Annotated in this window: 13 protein-coding genes; 9 read left to right on the top strand and 4 right to left on the bottom strand. The window is 62.0% G+C overall.

Annotated elements, in window-relative coordinates; genetic code table 11:
• Positions 1-25 precede the first annotated feature (25 nt).
• From ABE528_RS20890 to phhA, 3 genes are all read right to left on the bottom strand, one after another.
• Entirely contained in the window at positions 26-1,213 is a 1,188-nt protein-coding gene (locus ABE528_RS20890; RefSeq protein WP_346653961.1) for an MFS transporter, read from the bottom strand.
• A gap of 416 nt (positions 1,214-1,629) precedes the next feature.
• Positions 1,630-1,986: a 4a-hydroxytetrahydrobiopterin dehydratase gene (locus ABE528_RS20895; protein ID WP_346653962.1), complete on the bottom strand. Its 357-nt coding sequence runs from the start codon at positions 1,984-1,986 to the stop codon at positions 1,630-1,632.
• Between the two features lie 39 nt (positions 1,987-2,025).
• Entirely contained in the window at positions 2,026-2,814 is a 789-nt protein-coding gene (gene phhA / locus ABE528_RS20900) for a phenylalanine 4-monooxygenase (protein WP_152956316.1), read from the bottom strand.
• A 256-nt stretch (positions 2,815-3,070) separates the two neighbouring features.
• On the opposite strand from phhA, the gene ABE528_RS20905 reads away from it, so the two are divergent.
• The gene (locus tag ABE528_RS20905) at positions 3,071-4,630 is read left to right on the top strand and encodes a sigma-54-dependent transcriptional regulator (protein ID WP_346653963.1); all 1,560 of its coding nucleotides are present in this window, start codon (positions 3,071-3,073) and stop codon (positions 4,628-4,630) included.
• A 99-nt stretch (positions 4,631-4,729) separates the two neighbouring features.
• Here ABE528_RS20905 and ABE528_RS20910 read toward each other — a convergent pair whose 3' ends face one another.
• The gene (locus tag ABE528_RS20910) at positions 4,730-4,984 is read right to left on the bottom strand and encodes a DUF2790 domain-containing protein (RefSeq protein WP_085675843.1); all 255 of its coding nucleotides are present in this window, start codon (positions 4,982-4,984) and stop codon (positions 4,730-4,732) included.
• A 420-nt stretch (positions 4,985-5,404) separates the two neighbouring features.
• Here ABE528_RS20910 and acs point away from each other — a divergent pair, with 420 nt between their 5' ends.
• From acs to aruF, 8 genes are all read left to right on the top strand, one after another.
• Complete coding sequence (gene acs / locus ABE528_RS20915; protein ID WP_346653964.1) at positions 5,405-7,366, top strand: acetate--CoA ligase; 1,962 nt, start codon at positions 5,405-5,407, stop codon at positions 7,364-7,366.
• 490 nt (positions 7,367-7,856) lie between these two features.
• The gene (locus ABE528_RS20920) at positions 7,857-8,642 is read left to right on the top strand and encodes an ABC transporter substrate-binding protein (protein WP_152956313.1); all 786 of its coding nucleotides are present in this window, start codon (positions 7,857-7,859) and stop codon (positions 8,640-8,642) included.
• A gap of 91 nt (positions 8,643-8,733) precedes the next feature.
• Complete coding sequence (locus ABE528_RS20925) at positions 8,734-9,423, top strand: ABC transporter permease (RefSeq protein ID WP_152956312.1); 690 nt, start codon at positions 8,734-8,736, stop codon at positions 9,421-9,423.
• On the top strand, positions 9,420-10,118 hold the full coding sequence (locus ABE528_RS20930) for an ABC transporter permease (protein WP_152956311.1): 699 nt from the start codon (positions 9,420-9,422) through the stop codon (positions 10,116-10,118). Before ABE528_RS20925 ends, ABE528_RS20930 begins: the two co-directional genes overlap by 4 nt.
• 22 nt (positions 10,119-10,140) lie before the next feature.
• Positions 10,141-10,905: an ABC transporter ATP-binding protein gene (locus ABE528_RS20935; protein ID WP_152956310.1), complete on the top strand. Its 765-nt coding sequence runs from the start codon at positions 10,141-10,143 to the stop codon at positions 10,903-10,905.
• A gap of 100 nt (positions 10,906-11,005) precedes the next feature.
• Positions 11,006-11,986, top strand: coding sequence for a transcriptional regulator ArgR (gene argR, locus ABE528_RS20940; RefSeq protein ID WP_152956309.1), 981 nt, complete (start codon positions 11,006-11,008; stop codon positions 11,984-11,986).
• Positions 11,987-12,223: 237 nt separating this feature from the next.
• Positions 12,224-13,444: an aspartate aminotransferase family protein gene (locus ABE528_RS20945; RefSeq protein WP_103446427.1), complete on the top strand. Its 1,221-nt coding sequence runs from the start codon at positions 12,224-12,226 to the stop codon at positions 13,442-13,444.
• A gap of 126 nt (positions 13,445-13,570) precedes the next feature.
• Entirely contained in the window at positions 13,571-14,590 is a 1,020-nt protein-coding gene (gene aruF, locus ABE528_RS20950) for an arginine/ornithine succinyltransferase subunit alpha (RefSeq protein WP_103446428.1), read from the top strand.
• The last annotated feature ends 13 nt before the right edge of the window (positions 14,591-14,603 follow it).

Raw genomic sequence — 14,603 nt, forward strand, 5'->3', positions numbered from 1 at the left:
GAGGCCCTCAAGGGCGCCACACATTTCAGCTTTCCAGACGCCGGCGGGCCTGTTTGTAAAGATACAGGCTCAACACCAGCCCACAGCTAGCCGCCGCAGCCGCAAACAGAAACATCGAAGCAAAGCCGAACCCCGACGCCACCGCTCCCACCAGCGGCCCGGTAATCCCCAGCGACAAGTCGATGAACAGCGAATACGCCCCCACCGCCGCCCCGCGGTTGGCCGCCGACACTTGGTTCACCGCCTCCACGCCCAGCGCCGGGAACACCAGCGAGAAGCCGAAACCACTCAGCGCCGCCCCCGCCAACGCCATCTCGGCATTCGGCGCCAGCCACAGCATTAGCAGCCCAAGGGTTTCCACCGACAGGCAAACGATTGCCACCCGGAACCCGCCAATCCGGTTGATCAAGTTGCCGAACAGCAACCGCGCACAAATGAAACTGGCGCCGAACAGGCTCAGGGTCAGTGCCGCATTGGCCCAGCCGCGGCTGGCGTAATACAGGGTGATGAAGGTGGCGATGGTGCCGAAGCCGATCGAGCCGAGGGCCAGCCCCGAGCCATGCGCAAACACTTTGCCCAGCACCTGCATGAACGGCAGGCGCTTGCCACTGACCACAGGCGCTGCGCGTTTCGGCCAGGCCAGCAGCAGGCCCAGCGTGCACAACAGGAGGATGCTCACCCCCATGCTCCACAGCCCCAGGCTCTTGACCATCAGTACGCCCAAGGGCGCGCCGATGGCCAGCGCGCCATAGCTGGCGATGCCGTTCCAGGAAATGACCTTGGCCGTGTGCTCGGCACCGACCCGGCCGATGCCCCAGCCGATCGAGCCGGAACCCACCAGGCTTTCCGCGCTGCCCAGCACCAGGCGGCCGACCAGCAGGCAGCCCAGGCTGACCCAGGGCAGGTCGGTGAGGAAGGCGCAGGCCAGGATGAACACGCCGCTCAGGCCGCAGCCGGCCAGGCCATACATGACCGCCTTCTTGCTGCCGTGGTTGTCGATGATACGGCTGGCGGTAGGGCGGCTGAGCAGGGTGGCAAGGTACTGCACGCTGATCACAAGGCCCGCGATCACGGCGCTGAAGCCGAGGTCGTTGTGCACGTAGCCGGGCAACACGGCGAGGGGGATGCCGATGTTCAGGTAGCCGATGAAGGTGAAGAGGACGATGGAAACGACTTGCAGGGTGACCGCAAGAGGGCGCGGTGAGTCAGGCATGGGGGGCTTCGTGGCAGAGGTTCGTGACGGTGTGAAAACGTGATGACGGGGGTAGCCCGCAGGTCAGCCGTTTTCACACAGTCGCAGGGATGCGCGGTTTATTCCTGGTCAGCGCTGGATTGGTCGTCACCATCCTGATCGACGGCAGGCGTCGGTTCGGCGTGGACGGTAACGGATGGCTCTTCTGGGTTCAGGCTTGGGAAGGGAAGATTCGGGATTTCATGCATCTCGTCGTTCCTCGCAAGTGTGAGTGAAAAGTCTGCGCCAGGCGCGTTCGAAGCTTCGTAAAGCTGGGGCAGGATACACAAGTCTGGATGACAGTTTGTAACTTTTCCCGGTCGCTTGTCGGTTTTACGGGCGGATACCGGACAGTTTGCGGGCAAAAAAACAGGGCCTTGCGGCCCTGTTCGTGGTGCTTACTTACGGCCTTCAGTCGTCTCGGCGACCTTGTCGGTGCGTGCGCACATGATGAAGTCATTGCGGTGCAAGCCCTTGATCGAGTGGCTCCACCAGGTCACGGTGACTTTGCCCCATTCGGTCATCAGGCCAGGGTGGTGGCCTTCGGCTTCGGCGATCTCGCCCACGGCATTGGTGAAGGCCAGGGCCTGCTTGAAGTTCTTGAACAGGAACACGCGCTCCAGTTCCATGTGGCCGTCGCGGACTTCGATGTTCCAGTCCGGGATCTCGCGGATCAGCTCGGCCAGTTCCTCGTCGGTGACCTTGGGTGCGTCAGCGCGGCAGGCTTCACAGTGGGCTTGATTCAAGGCATTCATGGGTGTGGTTTCCGCTTCGAGTTGTTATCGGCAAGGCGCTCAGGCAGCGACCTTGGGTGGAAATTTCGGTGCGTGCAGCCCCAGCTGCATGGCTTGCTGGACCATGCCCATGATGTCTTCATGGGCCAGGTCGAACAGGCGCTTCATGTTCGGCAGCACGAAGTACAGCGGCTGCAGGATGTCGATACGGTACGGCGTGCGCATGCACTCGATCGGGTCGAAGGCCTGGTGCTCAGGTTCGCCAGAAAGACTGTAGACGGTCTCTTTCGGCGAAGAGAGGATGCCGCCGCCATAGATCTTGCGACCCTGCGCGGTCTCCATCAGGCCGAACTCGATGGTCATCCAGTACAGGCGCGCCAGGTACACGCGTTGTTCCTTGGTCGCGGCCAGGCCGAGCTTGCCGTAGGTGTGGGTGAATTCGGCGAAGAACGGGTTGGTCAACAGCGGGCAGTGGCCGAAGATCTCGTGGAAGATGTCCGGTTCCTGCAGGTAGTCCAGTTCTTCCGGGGTGCGGATGAAGGTGGCGACCGGGAAGCGTTTGCTCGCCAGCAGCTCGAAGAAGGTCTGGAAGGGGATCAGCGCCGGTACCCGGGCGACCTGCCAGCCGGTGGTGGCGCCCAGCACCTTGTTGACCTCGCCCAGTTGCGGAATGCGCTCATGGGGCAGCTTGAGCTGGTCGATGCCGTCCAGGTACTCCTGGCACGCGCGGCCTTCGATGACTTTCAGCTGGCGGGTGATCAGGGTGTTCCATACCGCATGCTCTTGCTGCGGGTAATCGATAAAACCATGCGCATCGGGCTCGCGTGCCACGTATTGCGTCTGTTTCATGTGGCTCTCCTGGTGAGGGCTTTTCTTGTTATGTCCACGACATGACTTAGGAATATCCCTTCACCGGATGATTTGCACGAGGGCAGGCCCTGCTGGCGGGGGCCCTTTGATCTGCCTTGCGTAACGATAATTTTACAAAATGCCCGGCATGCCGGAAAATCCGGGTCATCAAGCTGCCTTTTAGGTGGTTTTTGTCAGCTTATCTTTACGACTTTTCCGCGCGAGGTTGAAAAACCTCGCCGCTTCGAGAGCATCCATGCGTATCAAAGTGCACTGCCAGAACCGCATCGGCATCCTTCGCGACATCCTCAACCTGCTGGTGGAATACGGCATCAACGTATTGCGCGGCGAGGTGGGGGGTGACCATGGCAACGCCATCTACCTGCACTGCCCGAACCTGATCAATCTGCAGTTCCAGGCATTGCGGCCCAAGTTCGAGTCGATTGCCGGTGTGTTCGGGGTCAAGCGCGTCGGCCTGATGCCCAGCGAGCGCCGGCACATGGAGCTCAATGCGTTGCTTGGCGCGCTGGACTTCCCGGTGCTGTCGATCGACATGGGCGGCAGCATCGTCGCCGCCAACCGCAGTGCGGCGCAGTTGCTCGGGGTGCGCGTCGACGAAGTGCCGGGCATGCCGCTGGCGCGCTATGTCGAGGACTTCGACCTGCCTGAGCTGGTGCGCGCCAACAAGTCGCGCATCAATGGCCTGCGCATCAAGGTCAAGGGGGATGTGTTCCTGGCCGATATCGCGCCGCTGCAATCCGAGCACGACGAAAGCGAGGCGTTGGCCGGTGCCGTGCTGACCCTGCACCGCGCCGACCGCATCGGTGAGCGCATCTATAACGTGCGTAAACAGGAGTTGCGCGGATTTGACAGTATTTTCCAGAGCTCGCGGGTAATGGCGGCAGTGGTGCGCGAGGCGCGGCGCATGGCCCCGCTGGATGCGCCGTTGCTGATCGAAGGTGAGACCGGCACCGGCAAGGAGTTGCTGGCCCGCGCCTGCCACCTGGCCAGCCCGCGTGGCCAGGCGCCTTTGATGGCGCTCAACTGCGCCGGCCTGCCTGAGTCGATGGCCGAAACCGAGTTGTTCGGTTATGGCCCTGGGGCTTTCGAGGGGGCGCGTGCCGAGGGCAAGCTGGGGCTGCTGGAGTTGACTGCTGGGGGTACCTTGTTCCTCGATGGCGTGGGGGAGATGAGCCCGCGCCTGCAGGTCAAGCTGCTGCGCTTCTTGCAGGATGGTTGCTTCCGCCGTGTCGGCAGCGACGAAGAGGTGTACCTGGATGTGCGGGTGATCTGTGCCACCCAGGTGGACCTGTCCGAACTGTGCGCCCGTGGCGAGTTCCGCCAGGACCTGTATCACCGGCTCAACGTGCTGTCGCTGCACATTCCGCCGCTGCGCGAGTGCATGGACGGATTGGAAGGTCTGGTACAGCACTTCCTCGACCAGGCCAGCCGACAGATCGGCTGCGTCATGCCGCGCCTGGCGCCAGCGGCCATGGACAAGCTCAGCCAGTATCACTGGCCGGGTAATGTGCGGCAGCTGGAGAACGTGTTGTTCCAGGCCGTTTCGTTATGCGAGGGCGGGGTGGTGAAAGGGGAGCATATTCGCTTGCCGGACTATGGCGTGCGGCAACCGTTGGGCGAGTTTTCGCTGGACGGGGATCTTGCGCAGATTGTCGGACGATTTGAAAAGGCGGTACTGGAAAGTCTGATGGGCGAGTTTCCAAGTAGCCGGGCATTGGGTAAACGCCTGGGGGTTTCCCATACGACGATTGCCAATAAGTTGCGGGATTATTCGCTGGGCAAGTCGGCAGATTAAATAGCGGTTATTTAATAGTCCGTTAACGTGCATGGCGGCGCGGAAGTTGTGGGTGGGCAACAACGCGAACGGGGCCCGACAGGGCCCCGATTCAAGGTGTCAGCCGTTGGAGCAGCCGTTCCCCATCACGCGGTATTCGAGAATGTGCTTCTGGCCCTTGGAGTCCTCGTAGGTCATGCGGGCGGGCACGACTTCACACACGTTGGGCACTTCGCTCATGGAGATGACGCGAGCAATGTCCAGGTGCTGCGAGTAACTGTACTGTTCAACCGGAATCTGCTCGACATTGTTTGCTTCGCCGGCCATCGCCGCGCCGCAAAGACCGCCAAGTACCAATACCAGTAAAGCTTTCATTTTCATTTTACCTGTCTAAGGTCGTGAGGGGGCACGCGGCGCTTGTGGCGCCGCGAGTACAGCCAAAGTTCAACTATAAAAATTAGAGGGGGATTAACCGATTGCCTTCGTGGGGGCTGTTTCCAGTAGTTAATCGCCTTGCCGTTGCTGGCGAGGTGAATCTTATGCCTGGGCAACTAAGGGAAACAGATGGCGTTTTGATAAAGTTTTTTTGCCTTTTTCCAGATTCTGTAACAATCCCCCGGCAGGCGCGATCGCATTTTCCCCTGGCCGGGCCGGCGGCTGCGGGCTAGAGCCTTCCGCGCCGTTCACATGAAGATTTTCCGGTCGCGCTACTACCATCGTCGTATGGTTTTTCCCGCTCTGGTACAGTTACAAACGATTCCATACAACAACAACTATTACACCGAGGTAACACAGATGAGTGCGGCTCCACTGTATCCCGTTCGTCCCGAGGTTGCGGCCACTACCCTGACCGACGAGGCCACCTACAAGGCCATGTACCAGCAATCGGTGATCAACCCGGATGGCTTCTGGCGCGAGCAGGCCCAGCGTCTGGACTGGATCAAGCCGTTCACCAAGGTCAAGCAGACCTCGTTCGACGACCACCATGTCGATATCAAGTGGTTTGCCGACGGCACTCTCAACGTTTCCTCCAACTGCCTGGACCGCCACCTCGAAGAGCGCGGCGACCAGCTGGCAATCATCTGGGAAGGCGACGACCCTTCCGAACACCGCAACATCACCTACCGCGAGCTGCACGAGCAGGTCTGCAAGTTCGCCAACGCCCTGCGTGGCCAGGACGTGCATCGTGGTGATGTGGTGACTATCTACATGCCGATGATCCCCGAGGCCGTGGTGGCCATGCTGGCCTGCGCCCGCATCGGTGCCATCCACTCGGTGGTATTCGGTGGTTTCTCCCCGGAAGCCCTGGCTGGCCGGATCATCGACTGCAAGTCGAAGATCGTCATCACCGCTGACGAAGGCCTGCGTGGCGGCCGTCGCACCCCGCTCAAGGGCAATGTCGACCTGGCGCTGACCAACCCGGAAACCAACAGCGTGCAGAAGATCATCGTGTGCAAGCGCACCGGTGGCGACATCGCCTGGCACCAGCACCGCGACATCTGGTACGAAGACCTGATGAAAGTGGCCTCCAGCCACTGCGCGCCGAAGGAAATGGGCGCCGAGGAGCCGCTGTTCATCCTTTATACCTCTGGCTCCACCGGCAAGCCGAAGGGCGTGCTGCACACCACCGGTGGTTACCTGGTGTATGCCGCGCTGACCCATGAGCGCGTGTTCGACTATCGCCCGGGCGAAGTCTACTGGTGCACCGCCGACGTCGGCTGGGTCACCGGTCACAGCTACATCGTCTACGGCCCGCTGGCCAATGGCGCAACCACGCTGCTGTTCGAAGGGGTGCCGAACTACCCGGACATCACCCGCGTGTCGAAGATCGTCGACAAGCACAAGGTCAATATCCTCTACACCGCACCGACCGCCATCCGCGCCATGATGGCCGAAGGGCAGGCAGCCGTTGCCGGCGCCGACGGTTCCAGCCTGCGCCTGCTGGGCTCGGTGGGCGAGCCGATCAACCCCGAGGCCTGGAACTGGTACTACAAGACCGTGGGCAAGGAGCGTTGCCCGATCGTCGACACCTGGTGGCAGACCGAGACCGGTGGCGTGCTGATCAGCCCGCTGCCGGGTGCCACGCCGCTCAAGCCGGGTTCGGCGACCCGTCCGTTCTTCGGGGTGGTGCCGGCGCTGGTGGATAACCTGGGCAACCTGATCGAAGGGGCTGCCGAAGGCAACCTGGTGATCCTCGATTCCTGGCCGGGCCAGTCGCGCTCGCTGTACGGCGACCACGACCGCTTCGTCGACACCTACTTCAAGACCTTCCGCGGCATGTACTTCACCGGCGACGGCGCACGGCGTGACGAGGATGGCTACTACTGGATCACCGGCCGCGTGGACGACGTGCTCAACGTGTCCGGCCACCGCATGGGTACCGCCGAGATCGAAAGCGCCATGGTCGCCCACGCCAAGGTGGCGGAGGCAGCAGTGGTCGGTGTGCCGCACGACATCAAGGGGCAGGGCATCTATGTCTATGTCACCCTCAATGCCGGTATCGAGCCGAGCGAGCAGCTGCGCCTGGAGCTGAAGAACTGGGTGCGCAAGGAAATCGGCCCGATCGCTTCGCCGGATGTGATCCAGTGGGCGCCGGGCCTGCCGAAAACCCGTTCTGGCAAGATCATGCGACGTATCCTGCGCAAGATCGCCACGGCCGAGTACGATGCCCTGGGTGACATCTCGACCCTGGCTGACCCAGGTGTGGTGCAACACCTGATCGATACCCACAAGGCGATGAGCCTGGCTTCGGCCTGACAAGCCCGCGTTACCGATGGTGCAAAACCCCGCCAGGGCAACCGGCGGGGTTTTTGCTTTACTGTTACCCGACAATCATCGGTAACTCTTCTGTCACCGATTTCGCACAGGAACGGGGCGCACGGAAACAGTTCCGTGCCATTTCGGTGCGTTCGCGCGGCCATTTTCAGCAAGGTGAAACGCTACACTTGCCGTATTGCAAGGGTTTGCCAATAATAGGCCCGCTAATTGCTTGGCTAACAGGTTATTTCTCTCGAGCTCTTGCATGATTTGCAAAAGCTGTCAACATCGCCCGCCGCGATTTCAAGCGCTTCTATAAGTAGTTGTCGCTTTGAAGAAATATCGACTACCGGGCTGTCGTTAAAATGCCACTCACTCGCTCGTGGTCTGCGACCTTGGTCGAAACCTGCGCGGCTCGCGTTGTACCCATTCGCATATCGGGCAGTTGTTACCCCTGCCTCGTATTGCCCCGTACCGATGGAGTTACCTGATGAAGAAGCTCGCACTGCTTGGCGCCCTGGCGCTTTCCGTGTTTTCCCTGGTATCGCAGGCCGATGAAAAACCGTTGAAGATCGGCATCGAAGCCGCTTACCCACCGTTCGCCTCCAAAGCGCCGGACGGCAGCATCGTCGGTTTCGACTACGACATCGGCAACGCCCTGTGTGAAGAGATGAAGGTCAAGTGCACCTGGGTCGAGCAAGAGTTCGACGGCCTGATCCCGGCGCTTAAAGTGCGCAAGATCGACGCCATTCTGTCGTCCATGTCGATCACCGATGATCGCAAGAAGTCGGTCGACTTCACCAAGCGCTACTACCTGACCCCAGCGCGCCTGGTCATGAAGGAAGGCACCACCGTCAGTGACAGCCTCGACGAGCTCAAGGGCAAGAAGATCGGTGTGCAGCGTGGTTCGATCCACGACCGCTTCGCCAAGGAAGTGCTGGCTCCGAAAGGTGCAACCGTTGTGCCTTACGGCACCCAGAACGAAATCTACCTGGACGTCGCCGCCGGCCGCCTGGACGGCACCGTGGCCGACGCCACCCTGCTTGAAGACGGCTTCCTGAAAACCGACGCCGGCAAGGGCTTCGCCTTCGTCGGCCCATCGTTCACCGACGTGAAGTACTTCGGTGACGGCGTCGGCATCGCCGTGCGCAAAGGCGACGACGCCAACCGCGAGCGCATCAACAAGGCCATCGACGCCATCCGCGCCAACGGCAAGTACAAAGAAATCGAGAAGAAGTACTTCAACTTCGACATCTACGGTCCAGACTCGAACTAAGACGTCGGGTTTCACCTGTGCAATGGTGCAAACAGCAGAGGCTCTGAGGTTTGCACCATTTTTCATTCCCAAGCCCTGAGGAATCCCAATCATGTTGAAAGGCTATGGGGCAGTCATCCTCGACGGGGCGTGGCTGACGCTACAGCTCGCCTTGTCGTCGATGGCCCTGGCCATCGTCCTCGGCCTGATCGGCGTGGCGCTGCGTTTGTCGCCGGTGCGCTGGCTGGCCTGGCTGGGGGATCTGTATTCCACGGTGATTCGTGGTATCCCCGACCTGGTCCTGATCCTGCTGATCTTCTACGGCGGCCAGGACCTCATCAACCGGGTGGCGCCGCTGCTCGGCTATGACGACTACATCGACCTGAATCCGCTGGTGGCCGGTATCGGCACGCTGGGCTTCATTTTCGGTGCGTACCTGTCGGAAACCTTCCGTGGTGCGTTCCTCGGTATCCCCAAGGGCCAGGCCGAAGCCGGCGTGGCCTATGGCATGAGCGCGCGCCAGGTGTTCTTCCGCATCCAGGTGCCGCAGATGATCCGCCTGGCCATTCCCGGTTTCACCAACAACTGGCTGGTGCTGACCAAGGCCACGGCGCTGATTTCGGTGGTCGGCCTGCAGGATATGATGTTCAAGGCCAAGCAGGCGGCTGACGCCACCCGCGAGCCTTTCACCTTCTTCCTTGCCGTGGCCGCGCTGTACCTGGTGATCACCAGTCTTTCGCTGCTGGCGCTGAAGTATCTGGAGCGCCGCTATTCGGTAGGCGTCAAGGTGGCTGAACTATGATTTTCGACTACAACGTCGTCTGGGAAGCCATGCCGCTGTACCTCGGCGGCCTGCTGACCACCCTCAAGCTGCTGGCGCTGTCGCTGCTGTTCGGCCTGCTGGCGGCCGTTCCGCTGGGCCTGATGCGGGTGTCCAAGCAGCCGCTGGTGAACATGGGTGCGTGGCTGTATACCTACGTCATCCGTGGCACGCCGATGCTGGTGCAGCTGTTCCTGATCTACTACGGCCTGGCTCAGTTCGAGGCGGTGCGCGAGAGTATCTTCTGGCCGTGGCTGTCCAGTGCGACCTTCTGCGCCTGCCTGGCGTTTGCCATCAACACCAGCGCCTACACCGCGGAAATCATCGCCGGCAGCCTCAAGGCCACGCCCCATGGCGAGATCGAGGCGGCCAAGGCCATGGGCATGTCACGCATGAAGATGTACCGCCGCATCCTGCTGCCGTCGGCCTTGCGCCGGGCACTGCCGCAGTACAGCAACGAAGTGATCATGATGCTGCAGACCACCAGCCTGGCGTCGATCGTTACCTTGATCGACATCACTGGTGCCGCGCGCACGGTCAATGCCCAGTACTACCTGCCTTTCGAGGCCTACATCACGGCGGGCGTGTTCTACCTGTGCCTGACCTTCATCCTGGTGCGCCTGTTCAAGATGGCCGAACGCCGCTGGCTCGGCTACCTGGCGCCGCGCAAGCACTGAACGCTCTGTGAGAACCGACAGCATGTACAAACTCGAAGTCAAAGACCTGCACAAGCGCTACGGCAGCCATGAAGTACTCAAGGGCGTGTCCCTGGCGGCGAAAGCAGGCGATGTGATCAGCATCATCGGCTCCAGCGGTTCGGGCAAGTCGACCTTCCTGCGCTGCATCAACCTGCTCGAGCAGCCGCATGCAGGCAAGATTCTGCTCAACAATGAAGAGCTCAAGCTGGTGCCGGGCAAGGATGGCGCGCTCAAGGCCTCCGACCCGCGCCAGTTGCAGCGCATGCGCTCGCGCCTGTCGATGGTGTTCCAGCACTTCAACCTGTGGTCGCACATGACCGCGCTGGAGAACATCATCGAAGCACCGGTGCACGTGCTGGGGATGAACAAGAAGGAGGCCCTGGAGAAGGCCGAGCACTACCTGGCCAAGGTGGGTGTGGCCCACCGCAAGGACGCCTTCCCTGGGCACATGTCCGGCGGTGAACAGCAGCGCGTGGCGATTGCCCGGGCCCTGGCCATGGAGCCAGAGGTCATGTTGTTCGACGAACCGACCTCGGCGCTCGACCCCGAGCTGGTGGGTGATGTGCTCAAGGTCATGCAGGCCCTGGCCCAGGAAGGCCGGACCATGGTCGTGGTGACCCACGAAATGGGCTTTGCCCGTGAAGTGTCGAACCAGCTGGTGTTCCTGCACAAAGGCCTGGTCGAAGAAACCGGTTGCCCGCGTGAAGTGCTGGCCAACCCGCAATCGGAGCGGCTCAAGCAGTTCCTCTCCGGCAGCCTGAAGTAAAAGGCTGCACCTTTGCACCAGAATAGGGCATGCTGCGCAGCGAGCGCAGCCTGACCCGGCGCCACAGACTCGAACGAACCCAGGTTTCGGACCGCACCCTATGACCACCCAGCGAATCGGTTTTCTCATCTGGCCAAGTACCAAGCCTTTGACCCTGGCGCTGGCGGAGGAAGTGTTGCTGGTCGCCCAGCGGGTGCACCCGGAAGTGGTCTACGAGACCGTCTTCCTCCAGGCGGAGCCTGCCGTGGAGGGCGCCTGGCGTTTGCCGGGCGAGCCATGGAACGGGCGCCTGGAAGGCTGCCAAAAATTGTTCCTGCTGGCCGACGATCTGCCCCAGGCAGTGGGTTCGGCGCTGTCGGCGGCGCTCAAGCAGCTGGCGCGCAGTGGTTGCCTGATCGGTGGCCTGTCCGCCGGGGTGTATCCGCTGGCCATGCTTGGCCTGCTCGACGGTTATCGCGCTGCGGTGCATTGGCGCTGGCAGGACGACTTTGCCGAGCGCTTCCCCAAGGTGATCGCCACCAGCCACTTGTTCGACTGGGACCGTGATCGCCTGACTGCCTGCGGTGGCATGGCCGTGACCGACCTGCTGCTGGCGGTACTGGCCCGCGATCACGGGGCGGAGCTGGCTGGGGCAGTGTCCGAGGAGCTGGTGGTCGAGCGCATTCGCGAAGGGGGCGAGCGCCAGCGCATTCCGTTGCAGAACCGCCTTGGGTCGAGCCATCCGAAGCTGACTCAGGCCGTGCTGTTGATGGAAGCCAACATCGAAGAGCCGCTGACCACTGACGAAATCGCCCAGCATGTGTGCGTGTCTCGCCGGCAGCTGGAGCGGATCTTCAAGCAGTACCTGAACCGCGTGCCGAGCCAGTATTACCTGGAGCTGCGGCTGAACAAGGCGCGGCAGATGCTGATGCAGACCAGCAAGTCGATCATCCAGATCGGGTTGTCCTGTGGTTTTTCCTCAGGGCCGCATTTTTCCAGTGCCTATCGCAATTTCTTCGGCGCGACGCCGCGGGAAGACCGCAACCAGCGGCGCAGCAGCAGCCCGTTCGAACTGAGCTCGGCGCCCGCTGAAAAGGGCTGATATTTCCTTCTCCTGTGCCGGCCCTTTGTTAATGTGCACACCCGTTCACCCAGCCCCCTCTCTCCCGTACACTGCGCGATTGCGACAGTGTTTGTCGCATTGCCGAAAGCCTGGGTAAAACTGGGTTTTGCGCTGTAACAAGTTGTCGCTTGGCCGCAAGGACAGGCGCGGATCAGTCCTTACAATCCCCCCATCGCTCGCCACTTCCAGGCCAGCGTTCCTCTTCAGGAGACTCAGATGTCCGTTGAGCAAGCCCCGGTGCAACGTGCCGATTTCGACCAGGTCATGGTCCCCAATTATTCTCCGGCGGCCTTCATTCCTGTGCGAGGCGAGGGTTCCCGCGTCTGGGACCAGTCGGGCCGCGAGCTCATCGACTTTGCCGGCGGTATCGCGGTGAATGCCCTGGGCCATTGCCACCCGGCACTGGTCAAGGCCCTGACCGAACAGGCCAACACCCTCTGGCACGTATCCAACGTCTTCACCAACGAGCCGGCCCTGCGCCTGGCGCACAAACTGGTCGACGCCACCTTTGCCGACCGTGCGTTCTTCTGCAACTCCGGCGCCGAGTCGAACGAGGCCGCTTTCAAGCTGGCCCGTCGGGTCGCCCACGACCGCTTCGGCCCTGAGAAGCACGAAATCATCGCCACCGTGAACAGCTTCCACGGTCGCACCCTGTTCACCGTCAGCGTCGGTGGCCAGCCGAAGTACTCCGACGGCTTCGGCCCGAAGATCACCGGCATCAGCCACGTGCCCTACAACGACCTGGAAGCGCTGAAGGCACAGATTTCCGACAAGACCTGCGCCGTGGTGATCGAACCGATCCAGGGCGAGAGCGGTGTGGTGCCGGCCGACAAGGCCTACCTGGAAGGCGCGCGCAAGCTGTGCGACGAGCACAACGCCCTGCTGATCTTCGACGAAGTGCAGACCGGCGTCGGCCGCACCGGCTCGCTGTACGCCTACCAGCACTACGGCGTCACCCCGGACATCCTGACCAGCGCCAAGAGCCTGGGCGGCGGTTTCCCGATCGGTGCCATGCTGACCACCACCGACATCGCCAAGCACCTGGCCGTCGGCACCCACGGCACCACCTATGGCGGCAACCCGCTGGGCTGCGCCGTCGCCTGCGCCGTGCTGGACGTGGTCAATACCCCGGAAACCCTGGCTGGTATCAAGGCCAAACACGAGCGTTTCAAGTCCCGCCTGGAAAAGATCGGCCAGCAGTACGGCCTGTTCAGCCAGGTGCGTGGCGTCGGCCTGCTGATCGGCTGCGTGCTGACCGAAGCCTGGCAGGGCAAGGCCAAGGACGTGCTCAACGCCGCTGAAAAACAAGGCGTGATGGTGCTGCAGGCCGGCCCGGATGTGGTCCGCTTCGCGCCAAGCCTGGTGGTCGAAGATGCCGACATCGACGAAGGCCTGGACCGCTTCGAACGCGCTGTGGCGCAACTGACCAAGGGCTGATCGGCCTGCGGTCCTTTCGCCGACCCGGTCCGGGTCGGTGAAACTTGAATTCCAGTGCGGGTGCCGCTGTGCCCGCCGTTTTTCCGTGCCGTCCTGAATGGCCCGTTTTTCCAAAGGAGTGACACCATGCTGGTGATGCGCCCCGCGCAAATGGCGGATCTGAACGAAGTGCAGCGCATGGCTGCCGACAGCCCCGTTGGTGTCACTTCGCTGCCGGACGATGCCGCCCGCCTGGGCGACAAGATTGCCGCCTCTGAAACCTCCTTCGCTGCTGAGGTCAGTTTCAACGGTGAAGAGAGCTACTTCTTCGTGCTCGAAGACAGCGAGACTGGCCAGCTTGCCGGCTGCTCGGCCATCGTTGCCTCGGCTGGCTATTCCGAGCCGTTCTACAGCTTCCGCAACGAGACCTTCGTGCACGCCTCGCGGGAGCTGAAGATCCACAACAAGATCCATGTCCTGTCGCTGTGCCACGACCTCACCGGCAACAGCCTGCTGACCAGCTTCTATGTGTTGCCGGAGCTGGTGAACAGTGGCTGGGCCGAGCTCAACTCCCGTGGCCGCCTGCTGTTCATGGCCTCGCACCCGGAGCGCTTCGCCGATTCGGTGGTCACCGAAATCGTCGGCTACAGCGACGAGCAGGGCGAATCGCCGTTCTGGGATGCCATCGGTCGGAACTTCTTCGACCTCAACTACGCCCATGCCGAGCGCCTGTGCGGCCTGAAGAGCCGCACCTTCCTCGCCGAGCTGATGCCGCATTATCCGATCTACGTGCCGCTGCTGCCGGATGAAGCCCAGGAAGCCATGGGCCAGGTGCACCCGCGGGCGCAGATCACCTTCGACATCCTCATGCGCGAAGGCTTCGAGACCGAGCACTACATCGACATCTTTGACGGCGGGCCGACCTTGCATGCGCGAACCTCGGGCATCCGTTCGATCGCCCAGAGCCGTGTGGTGCCGGTCAAGGTCGACGACACCCCGGTCAAGGGCGGGCGCCCGTACCTGGTGTGCAACGGCCAGTTGCAGGATTACCGCGCAGTGCTGCTGGAGCTGGACTGGGTGCCGGGCAAGCCGGTCAGCCTGAGCAGCCAGGCGGCCGAGGCCCTGGGGGTAGGCGAGGGCGCCAGCGTGCGCTTGGTCGCAGCCTGAGCTTCGCACAAGC

This window comes from Pseudomonas sp. TWI628 (assembly GCF_039673865.1).
Classification (GTDB): Bacteria; Pseudomonadota; Gammaproteobacteria; order Pseudomonadales; family Pseudomonadaceae; genus Aquipseudomonas.